Below are 14,391 nucleotides of genomic sequence, written 5' to 3' on the forward strand. Positions count from 1 at the left end.
ATGGCATGGGGTTCGCCGACGGGCGGCGGGTCTGACACGGGCTGTGCGGACGCCATTAAATAGCAATTGCGCGTAGTTTTCGTGATGTTTTTCCTGCTTCCCTGTTCGCTCCGGCGCCCCTAAGCTCGGGCCTCCATGCGTCCGAAGCCTTCATGAACTGGAACTTCCGCGTCCTCCGCGGCCTGGCCCGCCTCACTTTCGCGCAGCAGCTGATCCTGCTGGCGCTGGTGCCGGCGGCCCTGGCCACGCTGGCGGCCATCGCGGTGTTGACGCGCCAGCACCTGGGCAACCTCACCGAGCTGATGCGGGCCAATGCGCAGACGGTGGCGCTGCAGGTGGCCACGGTGGCGCAGGCCCCGCTGGCGCGCATGGACCGCCGGGCGCTGCAGCGCACCGCCCAGTCGGGCACCTACCAGCCGCACGTGCAGCAGGTGCAGATCTGGACCGAGGACGGCGAGATCGTCGCCAACTCCGAGACCTCCGACCGCGCGCGCGGCGAGGGCCTGCAGGTGGTGGTGCCGATCGTGGGCGACGACGGCCGCCACACGGGCAAGGTGATGGTCGAGATCAGCCTGAGCGCGGTGCAGAGCGCGCGGCGTTCCGTGTGGCTCAACGTGGCGCTGGTGCTGGCCTTCAGCCTGGCGGGCGTGGGCCTGGCCGGCTGGTGGGCCGCGCGGCGCATCAGCGAGCCGATCCGGGCGCTGGGCAAGGCGGTGGACCGGCTGGGCGCGGGCGAGGACGCGAGCGTGGCGATCGAGGGCACGTCGGAGGTGCGCCACCTGCAGCACGGCTTCAACCAGGCCGCGCGCGCGCTGGCCGAGAGCCACCGGCTCCTGCAGAGCCGCATCAACGAGGCCACCGCCGAGCTGGCGCGCAAGAACCAGCAGCTGGAAGTGGCGAGCCAGGCCAAGACCCGGCTGCTGGCCGCCGCCAGCCATGACCTGCGCCAGCCGCTGCACGCGCTCACGCTGTTCTCCGACGGGCTGGCCAACGGCGAGACCGACCCGGTGAAGCTGCAGCGCATCGGCCACATCCGCGAGTGCGTGGATTCGCTCGACCGGCTGTTCTCCGAGCTGCTGAACCTGTCGCAGCTCGACGCCGGCGTGCTGCAGCCGCAGTGGGCCGACTTCCCGCTCGACCGGCTGTTCGACGAGATCAGCCGCAACTTCCGCCCGGTGGCCGAGCAGCAGGGCCTGCGGCTGGTGGTGCGCAAGACCGACGTGTGGGTGCGCTGCGACTACGTGATGCTCTCGCGCATCCTGAACAACCTGGTGTCGAACTCGCTGCGCCACACCATCGAGGGCGGCGTGCTGATCGGCGCGCGGCGGCGCGGCAAGGGCGTGCGCATCGACGTGGTCGACACCGGCGTGGGCATCGCTCTGCAGCACCAGGCGCGGGTGTTCGAGGAGTTCTACCAGGTCGAGCCCACCGGCCGGCAGGCGGCGCGCGGCGCGCGCGGCATGGGGCTGGGCCTGGCCACGGTGCAGCGGCTGGCCGACCTGCTCAACACCCGCGTCGACCTCAGCTCGAAGCTGCACAAGGGCACCTGCGTGCGGGTGCAGGTGCGCTCGGCGCCGGCCGCGCTGCCGGTGCCGGCGCTGCCGGTGGCCCTGGCCGGCATGGAGGAGGAAGAAAGCCTGGCCAACGTGCGCATCCTGGTGATCGACGACGAGCGCACCATCCTCGAAGGCCTGAGCGTGGTGCTCGCCAACTGGGGCGCCGAGGTGCTGCCCGCGCAGACCCGCGCCGAGGCGCTGGCCATGGCCGACGGCTGGGCGCAGCCGCCCGACGTGGTCATCAGCGACCTGCTGCTGCAGGGCGGCGACAACGGACTCGACGTGATCGCGGCGCTGGAGCGGCACCCGCGCGGCATCGGCCCCGGCACCGCGCGGCTGCTGGTGACGGGCGAGACCAAGCCCGACCGGCTGCGCGAAGTGGCCAACGCGGGCATCACGGTGCTCTACAAGCCGGTGTCGCCGCGCGTGCTGCGCCAGGCCATCCAGGCGCAGCGCGCCGCCGCGGCCGCGCTGCTGGCGGACGCCTGACGGCTGCCTTGCGGGGTAGGTGCGCGGGTAGGTGCGCGGGTAGTCCGTCGGACATAGGCCGAGCGGCTGCCGCGCAGTGATATTCGTCACGCGGGCAGGCCGCCGCGGCCACTGACATAAGCCCTCCGCCTTATCGCAAGAAGCAGGGGCGGTCCTTACATTGGATCATCGCCCCTTGCTGCGGAAGCAGTCCATGTTCCTTGCCGTGCCCCACATCTTCGCGCTCTTCCGCGGACGTCCAGGACGCCACGCGAAACCGCGCGCGGGCATGCGGCGCGGCGCGCTGGCCCTGCTGGCCGCGGCGGCCGCGTCAGCCACGGGCCTGGCGGCTGCATCCAGCCTCACCGTGCTGATGGGCGACGACATTCCGGCGTCCTCGGAGTTCGTGCAGCAGCTGCGCGCCGACCAGGAACCCGGCAGCCGCTTCGAGCTGGTGCGGCTGCCGGCCGGCGGGGCCGCGCCGTCTTCGGAGCCGCAGCTGGCGCCGGACGCCGGCACCGACCCCGATCGCGCCGCCAATGCGGGCGTGCACACCCGCGGCCTGCGCGCGGCAACGGCCGACGCCCCGCTGACCATGGCCGTCGGCCCGGCCGCCGCGCGCGCCGCGGTCGAGCGGCCCGGCCAGGAGCCGCTGGTGCTCGCGATGCTGAGCCGGCTCGACTACGAGACGCTCAAGGCCGCGAGCCCGGCGGCCCTGCGGCGCAGCGACCGCCGCGTGGGCGTGCTGCTGCGCGATCCGGCCATGACCGACCAGCTCGCGCTGATGAGCGCGGTGCTGCCGCAGAAGCACCGCGTGGGCGTGGTGGCCACGCCCGAGTCGGAGCCGCTGGTGCGCGAGCTGCAGCGCGCCGCCCAGGTGGCCAACCCGGCCTGGGACGTGCGCATCGAATACGCGCCCGACGCCCGCTCGCTGGCCGCCGCGCTGCGCATCGTGGTGCCGCAGAGCGATGCGCTGATGGTGCTGCCCGACCTGATCGGCGACAACCAGGCGGCCACGCTCTCGGTGCTGCGCGCGGGCGCCGGCGCGGGCCTTCCGGTGTTCGGCACCAGCGAAGGGCTGGTGCGCTCGGGCGGCCTGGCCGCGGCGGTGTCGACGCCTTCGCAGCTCGCCCAGCAGGCACGGCTGCTCGGCCAGAAAGTGGCCGCCGCGAACGCGAACGCAAGCAGCAACAACGGCCCGCTGGTGGAAGCGGCGACGCCCGCCAGCGTGCGCGTCAACGCCACCGTGGCACGCGGACTCGGCCTGCGCCTGCCGGAGGAACGGGAACTGACCGAGCGACTCGCGGCGCCGCGATGAGCACCGCCGCGCGGCCCTCCAATGGCTCGGCACCGGAGGCGGCGCCTGCCGCAGCGCCGCCGCCGCCCAACCACACGCTGGTGGTGCGCGGCAACCTGCAGAACGACCTGTTCCGCCTCGGCGTGGTGCCGTGCGCGGCGGTGGCGCTGGCGCTGACCGGCTGGTTCACGCACAGCCGGCTGCAGACGCTGGAGGCCGCCTTCGACGCCGAGGGCCAGGCGGTCGCAAGGCAGGTGGCGGCCATGTCCGACCTGAGCCTGTATGCGGGCGACCTGCCCGCGCTGCAGAACGTGGCCAACGCCGCGCTGCGCGGCGGGCAGGTGACGCGGGTGGAAATCAGCAACAGCGCGGGCGTGTTCGTCACCGCGGGGCCCAAGACCACCTCGCTCGCACGGCTGCGCATGTTCACCTCGCCGGTCACGCTGCGCGAGGCCTCGCGTGCCAGCGCCTTCGCGCCCGCGGGGTCCACGGCGGCGGGCGACACGCCCATCGGCCTGGTGCAGACCTTCCGCGACACCACGGCCTACACGCGCGAGCGCAGCCGCTCGCTCATTGCCGGCATCGGCATCGCGATGGTGGCGCTGATCGCGGCCTGGGCCTCGGTGCGCCACATGGCGCGCACGGTGGCGCGGCCGCTGCGGCGCGTGTCGCGCACCGTCGCCGCGCTGGAGACCGGCCAGTTCGACGTGCGCTGCGGCGTGGTCGAGGGCGGCACGCGCGGCACGCACGAGCTGGCGGTGCTGGCGCACGACATCGACCGGCTCGCCGAGCGGCTGCAGCACAACCGCCAGGTCAGCGAGGAGCGCGTGCGCGAGGCCACCGCCGTGGCGCTGCAGCGCATGGCCGAGGCCGAGCAGGCGGCGCTGTCGCGCGCGCGCTTCCTGGCCGCCGCCAGCCACGACCTGCGCCAGCCGCTGCATGCCATGGGCCTGTTCATCGACGGCCTGCTGCCCGGCGCCACGCCGGCGCAACGCCCGGCCGTGCTGCGGCTGCAGGAGAGCACCGAGTTCATGGGCGTGCTGCTCGACGACCTGCTGGAGATCTCGCGGCTCGATGCGCAGGTGCTCACGCCGGCGATCGCCAAGGTATCGCTGGACGCGCTGTTCGACCAGATCGATGCACAGCATGCCGCCGCGGCGGCGCAGGCGCGCGTGCGCCTGCACTGGAGCGACCGGGGCCTGGCGGTGCGCACCGACGCGGCCATGCTGCGGCGCATCGTCGGCAACCTGGTGAGCAACGCGCTGCGCCATGCGCCCGAAGGCGGCACCGTGCTGGTGGCCGCGCGGCGCTGCGCGGCGGGCGTGCGCATCGAGGTGCGCGACAACGGCGTGGGCATCGCGCCCATCCACCAGGGCCGCATCTTCGAAGAGTTCTACCAGGTGGCCAACACCGAGCGCGACCGCCGCCGCGGCTTCGGGCTGGGGCTGGCGATCTGCGCGCGCATCGCCACGCTGCTGGGCACGCGCATCACCGTGCGCTCGGCGCTGCAGGCCGGCAGCACCTTCGCCTTCACCCTGCCCGCCGCGCGCGCCGCCGACGCGGCGCCGCCCGAGCCGCCGCAGTTCGCGCCCGCGCCGCTGGCCGGCCTGCGCTGCCTGGTGGTGGACGACGACCCCGCCATCCTCGAAGGCACCCGCACGCTGCTGGCGCAATGGGGCTGCCAGGCCGACTGCGTGACCACCGGCGCCGAGGCCATCGCGCGGCTGGGCGGCGGCGTGCGCTACGACGCCGTGCTGTGCGACCTGCAGCTGGCGGGCGACGACGACGGCGTGAACGTGCTCGACGCCGCCAAGCGCCTGCAGCCCGACGCGCTCGCGGTGCTGGTGTCGGGCGCGACCGGGCCCGACGTGCTGCAGCGGCTGCGCCAGGGCGGCGTGATGCTGCTGACCAAGCCGGTGGCGCCGGCCAAGCTGCGCGCGCTGCTCACCACGCGGCGGCAGGTTGCGGCAAGCTGACGACCGCGCAAGACCATCCACACCCGGACCGCCCATGCTCTCCATCGACGCCCTCCCGCAGATCCGCCCCTTCATCGCCACGCCCAGCTACACCGGCCAGCTCACCAGCGACTACGTGCGCAGCCTGCTCGGCCTGGTCAACCTGGCGTGGCGGCACGGCTTCGCGATGCAGACGCGATTCCTCGACGGCGACAGCCTGATCCCGCGCGCCCGCAACAGGCTGGTGGCGGAGTTCATGGCCGACGCGCGCTGGACGCATCTGTTCTGGATCGACGCCGACATCGGCTTCGAGCCGGAGGCCGCGCTGCGGCTGCTGCTGGCGGACCGCGCGGTGGTGGCCGGCGTGTACCCGCACAAGAGCGACGGCTGGCCGAGCGAGGGCCTGGCGCAGGCGCTGCCCGCGGGCAGCACGCGCGAAGACTTCGAGGCGCGCCACGCGGTGTTCCCGGTGAACCTGAAAAACGCCGGCGTGGACGCCGACGGCTTCGCCGAAGTGCTGGACGCCCCCACCGGCTTCATGCTGATCGAGCGCAGCGTGTTCACCCGGCTCGCGCAGGCCATGCCGCAGCTGCGCTACACGCCCGACCACATGGAAGACGCGCAGGCGGCCGCGCAGGCGCACTACCGCTTCTTCGACGTGTGGGCCGAACCTGGCAACGGCCGCTACCTGAGCGAGGATTTCGCCTTCTGCCGGCGCTGGCAGTCGATCGGCGGGCAGGTGTTCGTCGACACGCGCTCGCGGCTGAGCCACACCGGCACGCGCACCTACCGCGGCGATTTCGCTCGTTCGCTGGCGATGTCCGCGGGCCCGTCCGAAGGTCAGGCCTGAAGCAGCGCCGCCAGATCCTTCGGCAGGCTCGCGAGCGCATAGCCGCGCCCGGGCGCCACCGCGGCGAGCCGCAACGCCGGCCCTTCCTCGGCAAGATAGTCGTAGCCCATGGGCTGCAGGCGCCGCTCGGGGTCGAGGCGCCGGTACAGGTCGCGCCGCGCGACGCGGTCTTCGCGGCGAATCATCTTCAGGTGGTAGAGCCGGTAGTAGCTGCGGTACATCACGCCGTGTTGCGCCACCGCGTCGGGGTACCACGGTCCATGCAGCGCCGGCGCCTGCGCAAAAGCGATCTCCTGCGGCAGGCGGAACAGGCAGGCGCGCGACTTGTGCGCCCACGGGCCGTCGATGCGGAACCGGTCGGGCGCGTCCCACAGTTCCCGCATCGCGACCGACAGGCAGGACAGCTGCGTCTCGGAGAGCGAGTCGACGATGGCATTCAGGCTGTCGAGGAAGAGCGTCTCGTAGCGCTCGTCGGCATCGCACGCCAGCACCCAGCCGGCACCGTGCGCGCGTGCGCGTTCGAGCAGCCGGCGGCGGTTCTCGCGCTCGTTCCATGCGTGCCTTTGCGCTGGCGCCGGCGGGTTCGACAGCAGCTCGAGCAGCTTGGGCTCGCGCCGTGCGATGTGCGCCGTCTCGTCGGTCGAGCCGTCGTCGAGCAGCACGAAGCCGTCGACATGCGCGCGCAGGTGCGCGAGGCAGCCCTCGAGCAGCCGCGCCTCGTTGCGCAGCTGCATCACGCAGACGATGCGCGGGCGCGCGGTCAGGCGCCGTGGCGCTTCCTTGCTGCAGCGCGGGCAATGAAAGTGCGGCGCCGGCTCGTGGTGGACCATGCGCGCGCAAATCTCGCACTGCAGGCGCGAACCCATCGCGAACACGGGCGCGGGGCGCAGCCAGGGTGGCGCGTCCTGCGGCGACTGCGGCAACGCAGCGGCGTCCGTGCGAGCGATGCGCGTGAAGTCGCAGCCCCACGCGCGGCGCTCCGCGCCCTCGTTCGCGCGCGCGGTGGCCGGGGTGCAGCATGCCCAGTCGTTGTCGGGGTCGAACTGCTCGCTGCCGTCGCGCGCCTCGAAAGAAAGGTGCAGCAGCTTCAGGTCGGCGCAGGCCAGCAGTTGCCAGCCGGCCATCTCCAGGCGCACGCGGAAGTTGTCGTCGTCGCCGCCCCAGCGCACGAGCGATTCGTCGTAGCCGCCGACGGCATCGAAAGCCTCGCGCGCGCAGCACAGGGAGCCGTAGAAGGTGCGCAGGTAGAGCGCGTCGGGCACGGCGTGTGCGAACAGCGTGGCCAGCGCGGCAGGCATGGCATGGGCGCCGGGCTCCGGCGCAGCGTCCAGTTCGTCGAACCGCGCGAAGCCGACGCGACCGACCGCCACGCCCCGGCCGCCCTGCATGGCCGCATGCAGCGCGATGGCGGGCGCATCGCCCACGTAAGCGGATTCGGGCGAATGCACGAACACGAAGCGGCCCGCGCTGTGGCGCACGCCCGCGTTGATCGCACAGCTCGGCGGGCGCCACGCGTGCGCGCGGTCGTTGGCCAGCAGGGTCCAGGCAACGCCGGGAAAGCGCGCGAGCAGTTGCTGCAGCCCCTTTTCCTCGCTCGCATCGTCGAGCGCGATCACCACCTCGATGCCGGGGCGCGACCAGAACGGCGCGTTGAGCGCGACGACGCGCTCGAACTCGGCCAGCTTGCGATAGAACGGCATCACCACGCTGAGCCACGGCCGCGCCGCGCCGGGCGCGGTCATGCGCGGCCCCGCCCGGACGCGTCCTCGCCGGCGGCCGCGCCGCGAGACAATGCTTCTTCACGTGCCCGTGTTCCCACCAGCGTCATACCGCCATCATGAACGGCTGCTTCATCAACCTGCAAGACAGCATCGCGCGCCGCGAGGCCATGGAACTGCAGCTGCGCGCGCTCGGCCTGCCGGGCATCGCCCGCCTGGAGGCGACCGGCACGCACGGGCTGCCCGCGCACGCCGCCTTGCCAGACGCCCCGGTGAGCCCGCGCGAGCACGCCTGTTTTCTTTCGCATGCAGGCGCCATCGACAGTGCGCCGCCGGGCGGCTTCTTCCTCGTGCTCGAAGACGACGCGCTGCTGAGCCGCGCGCTGCCGCCGCTGCTGCGCCAGCCCGATGCGCTTGCGCAGCTCGGCGGATTCGACCTGGTGTTCCTCGAATGCATGCCCGGCATTTCGGCGCCCGGGCTGCTGGCGCTCTGGCAGGCGTTGCGCAAGCACCTGCCGCACGACGCGCACGGCGCGGGCATGCCGCGCGATGCCATCGGCGGCGTGGAGATTCTCGATGCGCGGGGCCTCTACAACTGGGGCGCGGTGGCCTACATGGTCACGCCGCAGGGCCTGCGCACGCTGCCCCCGCTGCTGCGCGAGGCGCTGGCCGCGGGCCCGGCGCTGGCCTTCGACATGACGCTCAACACACTGGTGCACGACGGCCGCATCCGTGCCGCCGTGCTCGCGCCTTTCCTGGCCACGCCGGCGCTGTCGAGCCATGCGCAAAGCACCATCGACGACCGGCCGCGCGCGGCCGGGAACGACGCGCTGTCCGGCGCGCTGCGGCGGCTTTTCTTCGCCGGCCCGCTCGACGCGCCCGCGCTCGAAGCCCACGTCGGTGCCTATCGCCATGCGGCGCTCACGCAAGACCCGCAGCTGCAGTTGCTGGCCGACCTGATGGCGCAGCTCTTCGTCATCAGCGCGCGGCCGCCGCATTGAAGCCGCGCGCTCAGAAGTCCGAACATCCGTTGCGCCGCTCGGTGTTCACGCAGCTCAACAGGTTGGGCCGCGAGCGCACGCGCGACCATTCGCGCGCCAGCACGTCGCCGGCCTGCGAGGCGCGGTCGCCGTCCAGCGGGCCGGTGGCCAGGCAGATCGGTGCCTGGCCGATGTTGCGGTCGTACAGGTAGGTGGAAGGCAGCTCGCGCAACACGTCCACCGTGGGCAAATCGGCCGGGCTGAACTGCGCCACCACGGGGGCCGCATCCACGCGCAGCGTGCCCGGCACCACGCGCACTGCGTAGCCCGCGGCCGACGCGAAGGCGCCGTCGATCGGGTAGCTGCCCGGCGGGCTGCCGGCGTTGGCGCTGGTGCCCGGCGCACCGCTGAAGCTCGACGCGTTGTCGCCCAATATCAGCCCGCTCACGCTGTACGTGAAAAGCGGATTCGGCGCGCCCTGCGGCCGTGCGGCGTCGCCGATGGTCACGGTGGCCGTCGGCTGCTGCGCATAGATGAAGTGGTTGCCGCCGGCCGGCACCGTCACCGTGCACAGGCCCAGGTAGGCGCAGTGATACAGGTTGGGCAGCGTGCCGGTGCCGGCGAGGCCGCCGCGCGCCTCGCCCACCCAGGTGTCGGCCCAGATGCGCCACGCACCGCCGCCGATGGCGAAGCCGCCCGGATTCTGGAAACGCGCGGCCGCCACCAGGTCGGTGCCCGCCCCGCCGGCCACCGTGGTGCCCAGCGTGAGGTCGTCGGCCAAGGTGCGCACGAACACCGTGTTGGCCGCCATCGACGCCACGCCGGCCGTTGCCGCCTGGTTGGTGGCGGCGTCGAAGCCGGCGACGCTCGGCGCACCGATGGTGACCGCATTGGCGTCCACGTAGCCGAACCCGCCCGCGGCACCGCCGCCCACGACGGCCACGTTGTTCGCGGGGTTGCGCAGGTCGACGCTGCCCTGGAGCGAACGTGCGAGCAGGCTCGTGGCGTTGATGACGCCCGCAGCCGACTGCGTGATGTTGCCGGCCGACAGCAGCCCGACCTGCGTGGCGTTGATCGCGCCGTTGACGGCGATGTTTCCGCCGCCGTCGTTCTGCAGCGTCAGCGCGCCCGAAGCCGACAGCGGGCCGGCCACGGTGATGTCCGCCGCCTGCGTGTTGCTGCCCGCGACGATGGTGGGCGCGCCCAGCAGCGCGAACTCGGCGCCCGAGACCGAGAAGCCGCCGGTGCCCGCGCCGCCGAGCACCACGGGTGTGGTGGTGGCATCGGACGCGGCGAAGTTCTGATCCATGCCGCCCGGCCGCAGGTCGATGGCGCCTGCCGCGCTCACCGGCGCGCCGATCACGATGGCGTCGGTGCTGCCGTCGTTCACCGCGCGCAGCACCACGTTGCCGCTGCCCTGCACCACCGGCAGCGCGCCCGGCAAGGTCGGCGAGCCGCCGGCCTCGATGGCAACGCCGGCGCCGCCGTTGGCCGAGCGGCCGGTGATCTCGATGCCGCCACCGCCGGTGGTCGTGATGCGTGCGCCGTTTTCCAGGCGCACGCCGCTGTCGCCGCCCACGGCGGGCGCCGTCGGGTCGTTGTTGAAGTTGTAGCCGCGCAGCGCGATGGTGCCGCTGCCGCTGGCGATGCTGCTGCCGCCGTTCACCAGCACGCCGTAAGAGCCCGCGAAGGTCGAAGAAGCCTGGCGCCGCGCCACGCCCTGCACCGTGATGTTGCCGCTGGTCGTCGACAGCGCCGAAGCCGCGCGGCCGTCGGTGATGACCACGCCGCTGTTCCAGTCCGCCGAGCTGCCGCGGATGTCGATGGCGCCGCTCGAACTCGCCAGCTGCACACCCGCCAGCGTGACGTTGCCGCCCGCGATCTGCACCGCGCCGCCCGCGCCGGCGTCGCTCTGGCCCACGCGCGTGTCGATCTGCGAATCGACCAGCGTCACATAGCCGGTGGGTGCGCCCGGCTGGCCGCTGTAGAGCGTGACGGCGCCGCCGCCGGTCTGCACGCTCGCGCCGTTCATGCCGATCCGCCCGCTGCCCGGCGTGCCGTCGCCGCGCGCGGTCATGGCGACGCTGCCGCCGCGCGTGTCGATGCTGCCGTTGTACGTGATGGTGCCGATGGAGCCGGAGGGCGTGCCGTCGGGGTTGAAGCCCGCGTTGAACACCACGTTCAGCGGCCCGCCCGCGCCCGAGGAGCGGATGACGGTGCCCACGCCGTTGGCCTGGATGCTGCTGCCCGAGTCGAGCTCGAAGCTCAGCGCGCCGGCAGCGGCGGTGTAGTCGATGAGCACGTCGTTGGCCAGCGTGATGCTGCCCGTGCCCACGCCGCCCGTGCCGGTGGTGATCTTCACGCTGGCGCCGCCGTTGAGCGCGGCGTTGATGTCGCCGTCCTGGATCGTCGAGTTAGACAGCGCGTCGAAGGGGTTGGTCGGCAGCGTGCCGGCGCCGGCGCCGCTGACGATGGCCACCGCGTAGGGGTCGACCAGCCAGGTGCCCGCGGCGCCCGCCGGCGCACCCGCGTTCGCGCGGATGCCGGTCAGGTCCAGGTTGCCGCCGGAGGTCTCTATAAAGCCGCCGTTGCCGCCGGCCGCCCCGCCGCGCGCGCTCAGCGTGCCGTGCGCGCGCAGGCTGTTGTCCGCCAGCAGGCGGATGCTGCCGCCGTTGCCCGTGGCGGAAGCGCTGTCGGCCAGCACCGACAGCCCCGGCGCCAGCGCGAGCATGCCGCCCGTGTTGTCGCTGGTGCGCGTGGTGGCCTGCAGGCGCACGTCGCCGCCCGTGCCCGCGCCGCTCGCCTCGGCCAGCGTGCCGGCGGCACCGGCCAGGGCGCCGGCGTAGATGTTGCGGCCGGTGACGGTGATGCCGCCGCCCGCGCCGCTGCCGCTTGCCGTGCTCAGCAGGGCATCGGTTTGCGCGCCGCGCTGCAGCAGCACGTCGCCGCTGCCGCCGCTCACCGCGATCTGCCCGCCCTCGGCCCGCAGGCCCTGGCCGGTGCCGCTCGCGCGGATCCACACCGCCGCCGGCGTGAGTCCTTCGTCGATGGCGCCCGCCGGCGGCTGCGGGTCGCCGTTGAAGTCGTACACCACGCCCGCGCTGCCGGTGGTGCCCACGACGTCGATGCGCTTGCCCCGCCCCGCCACGATGCCCGTGTCGCCCACGGTCACGCCGCGCGAGGCGCCGATGGTGGAGGACGCCGACAGCTTGCGGAACTGGTCGTTGGCCAGCAGCGCGCCCAGGTCGGCGCCCGAGCCCTCGACGCGCACGTTGCCGCCAGTGGCGATGTCGGTGCCGCTCACCGCCACGCCCACCGACACCGCGCGCGACGACCAGTCGGCGACCTGGTCGGTGTCGCTCCATCCGCGGGTGGCGCCGCGCACGCTGATGTCGCCGCTGCCCGATGCGATGCGGCTGCGCGTGTCCGGAGGGCCGTCGTTGAACGTCTGCCCGATCGACACCCCCGCGCCGCCCAGGCCGCCGACACCGTCGAGCGTGATGCCGCCGCTGCCGCTGATGATTTCCGCGCCGGTGATCAGCACGCCGGTGCTGCCGGAAAAAGTGGAGCTCGACACCACGGTGCCGCCCTGGCCGCGCAGGCTGATGCTGCCGCCCAGCGCGCAGCTGGCGGCACCCGGCGCGCAGGTCGAGATGCGGCCGCCCGTCACCTGCACGCCGGCGCTCTCGAACGGCACGTTGAAGTAGGTGTCGTCGGTGTAGCCGATGGCGCGCCCGTTCTGCGCATCGCTCTGGCCGTAGAAGCGCACATTGCCGCCGTTGGTCTCGATGGTCGCGCCGGTCAGGACGATGGGCGCGATGCGCATGCCGTTCGTGTCGGTGATCGGCATGTCGATGGGCGGCAGCGCCGCACCGGCCGCGTCGGCGTTGAAGTCGACGTTCAGCGAACCCGACGTGGACTTGATCGACGACCGGTCTGACATGCCGATGCCGGTGGCCGAATCGACGCGCAGCGATGCGGTGCCGCCCGCGCTCTTCACCACCGCGGAGGCGGTGTCGAACACCACGCCCAGGGGCTCCTGCCCGCCTTCGGCGTTGCGTGCGTTGCTGCCGAGCACCACGTCGGTCGAACGGCCGAGCGCGCCGCCGATGGCCGCGTCGCTCAGCTGGCTGGAGGCTGCGCCGCCTGCGCTCGGATAGGCGCCCGCGTCGTACGCCGGCGCCGTGGCCGTGACGACGATCTGCTTGTCGGACTGCAGGCTCCACTGACCGTTGGCGCCACCGTTGGCGCCCCCTGCCGCGGACACCGAAAGATCGCTCGCGACCTCGATCGCATTCGCGCTGGTGGAGATCGCACCCCCCTTTCCGCTGCCGGAGCCCTGCGCCGACAGCTCGCCCGACAGGTGCAGCCCCAGCACGGTGTCCGTTGGCGGCGCGCCGGCCGCGCCGGGCAGCGTCGTGTAGTCGGCCGTGCCGATGCGGATCTCGCCGCCCGCGGCGTTGCCCGCGCTGCCGTCGGCGCGCAGCACGGTGGTCGGCCCCACCGACAGGCCGCCGAGCGCCGCCAGCTGCACCGTGCCGCCGCCGGCCTCGCCGCTTGCGTCGAGCGTGGCGCCTTCCACGCGCACCTTGCCCGCGGCCACCGTGATGCGCCCGCCCGCCACCGTACCGGTCGATGTGGCCTGCAGCGTGCCGCCGACGCGCACTTCGTTGTCGGCGCCCGCGCTCAGCACGATTTCGCCGTTCTTCATGCCGAGCGAGTTGGCGCGCACCGTGCCGTTCTGGTTCACCACCAGCTCGCCGGGCGTGATCGACTGGCCCACCAGCACCACCCGGCCTGCGTTGGCCTGCAGGGTGCCGCTGTTGGCGACCGATGCACTGGTGGCTTTCGAATCCGTCAGGATGTTGAGGCTGGTGAGGCCGTCGCCCCCGATGTCCAGCGTGATCTTGCGGCCCGACGCCAGCGCCACCGTCTGGCCGTCGGCGGTGATGGTGCCGGTGGCCTCGTTGCTCACGCCCGCGCCCATCAGCACCACCGGCCCGCCGGTGGCCGTGATGTCGCCGAGGTTGCGCACGGTGGCGGTGCTGATGTCGGCGCGCTCGAAGGCAAGGCGGGTCTGGCCGTCGAGAAAATTCGCGTCGCTGGTGGTCATGGCCAGCGTGGAGGCCAAGAGCCCGCCCACGTTGACGCTGGCGCCCTGGCTGAACAGCACGCCGTTGGGGTTGATGAGGAACACGCGGCCGTTGGCCGTGAGCTGGCCCGCGATGGTCGACAGCTCGTTGCCGTTCACGCGGTTCAGCAGGATGCTCGAACTGCCCATGGCCTGCTGGATGTTGACCGCGTCCTTCGCGCCGATGGAAAAGCTGTTCCAGTCGATGATCGCGCGCAGCGATCCCTGCGTGATGCCGAGCGCCTGGCCGCCGCGCGGCGTGGCCGTGAGGACCGGGTTCACCGTCACCATGCCCTGCGTGGTGAACATGCCCGGCTGGTAGCTCGGCAGGATGACCTGCGCGAGCGCGGGCGCCATGCCCATGCAGGCCAGCGACAAGGCCAGCGGACGCAGCGCGAGGCGCGGTGCGAGAGGTTTGAGTTTGCGTGGCTTCATG

At 73.0% G+C, this 14,391-nt stretch carries 7 protein-coding genes; 5 read left to right on the forward strand and 2 right to left on the reverse strand.

Annotated features, from left to right (window positions below; translation table 11 throughout):
• The first annotated feature begins 152 nt into the window (after positions 1–152).
• The 4 genes from C4F17_RS16155 (at position 153) to C4F17_RS16170 (ending at position 6,126) form a co-directional block, all read left to right on the forward strand.
• Positions 153–2,045, forward strand: coding sequence for an ATP-binding response regulator (locus C4F17_RS16155; protein ID WP_081265868.1), 1,893 nt, complete (start codon positions 153–155; stop codon positions 2,043–2,045).
• A 193-nt stretch (positions 2,046–2,238) separates the two neighbouring features.
• Positions 2,239–3,342, forward strand: a complete 1,104-nt coding sequence (locus tag C4F17_RS16160; RefSeq protein ID WP_234382124.1) for an ABC transporter substrate binding protein — start codon at positions 2,239–2,241, stop codon at positions 3,340–3,342.
• The gene (locus tag C4F17_RS16165) at positions 3,339–5,297 is read left to right on the forward strand and encodes a hybrid sensor histidine kinase/response regulator (protein WP_106935920.1); all 1,959 of its coding nucleotides are present in this window, start codon (positions 3,339–3,341) and stop codon (positions 5,295–5,297) included. The genes C4F17_RS16160 and C4F17_RS16165 overlap by 4 nt, the downstream gene beginning before the upstream one ends.
• Before the next feature lie 34 nt (positions 5,298–5,331).
• Entirely contained in the window at positions 5,332–6,126 is a 795-nt protein-coding gene (locus tag C4F17_RS16170; protein ID WP_106935921.1) for a hypothetical protein, read from the forward strand.
• On the opposite strand, the gene C4F17_RS16175 is transcribed toward C4F17_RS16170, so the two are convergent.
• Entirely contained in the window at positions 6,117–7,868 is a 1,752-nt protein-coding gene (locus C4F17_RS16175; protein ID WP_106935922.1) for a glycosyltransferase family 2 protein, read from the reverse strand. The two genes, C4F17_RS16170 and C4F17_RS16175, sit on opposite strands and share 10 nt — an antisense overlap.
• Positions 7,869–7,963: 95 nt before the next feature.
• Here C4F17_RS16175 and C4F17_RS16180 point away from each other — a divergent pair, with 95 nt between their 5' ends.
• Positions 7,964–8,845, forward strand: coding sequence for a hypothetical protein (locus C4F17_RS16180; RefSeq protein WP_106935923.1), 882 nt, complete (start codon positions 7,964–7,966; stop codon positions 8,843–8,845).
• A 10-nt stretch (positions 8,846–8,855) separates the two neighbouring features.
• Here C4F17_RS16180 and C4F17_RS16185 read toward each other — a convergent pair whose 3' ends face one another.
• Positions 8,856–14,390, reverse strand: a complete 5,535-nt coding sequence (locus tag C4F17_RS16185) for a two-partner secretion domain-containing protein (protein WP_106935924.1) — start codon at positions 14,388–14,390, stop codon at positions 8,856–8,858.
• Position 14,391 lies beyond the last annotated feature (1 nt).

This window comes from Variovorax sp. PMC12 (assembly GCF_003019815.1).
Classification (GTDB): Bacteria; Pseudomonadota; Gammaproteobacteria; order Burkholderiales; family Burkholderiaceae_C; genus Variovorax.

Coding starts and splice junctions, on each gene's coding strand:
- C4F17_RS16180 (WP_106935923.1), top strand. CDS start 7,964: ATGAACGGCTGCTTCATCAACCTGCAAGACAGCATCGCGCGCCGCGAG.
- C4F17_RS16160 (WP_234382124.1), top strand. CDS start 2,239: ATGTTCCTTGCCGTGCCCCACATCTTCGCGCTCTTCCGCGGACGTCCA.
- C4F17_RS16170 (WP_106935921.1), top strand. CDS start 5,332: ATGCTCTCCATCGACGCCCTCCCGCAGATCCGCCCCTTCATCGCCACG.
- C4F17_RS16175 (WP_106935922.1), bottom strand. CDS start 7,868: ATGACCGCGCCCGGCGCGGCGCGGCCGTGGCTCAGCGTGGTGATGCCG.
- C4F17_RS16155 (WP_081265868.1), top strand. CDS start 153: ATGAACTGGAACTTCCGCGTCCTCCGCGGCCTGGCCCGCCTCACTTTC.
- C4F17_RS16185 (WP_106935924.1), bottom strand. CDS start 14,390: ATGAAGCCACGCAAACTCAAACCTCTCGCACCGCGCCTCGCGCTGCGT.
- C4F17_RS16165 (WP_106935920.1), top strand. CDS start 3,339: ATGAGCACCGCCGCGCGGCCCTCCAATGGCTCGGCACCGGAGGCGGCG.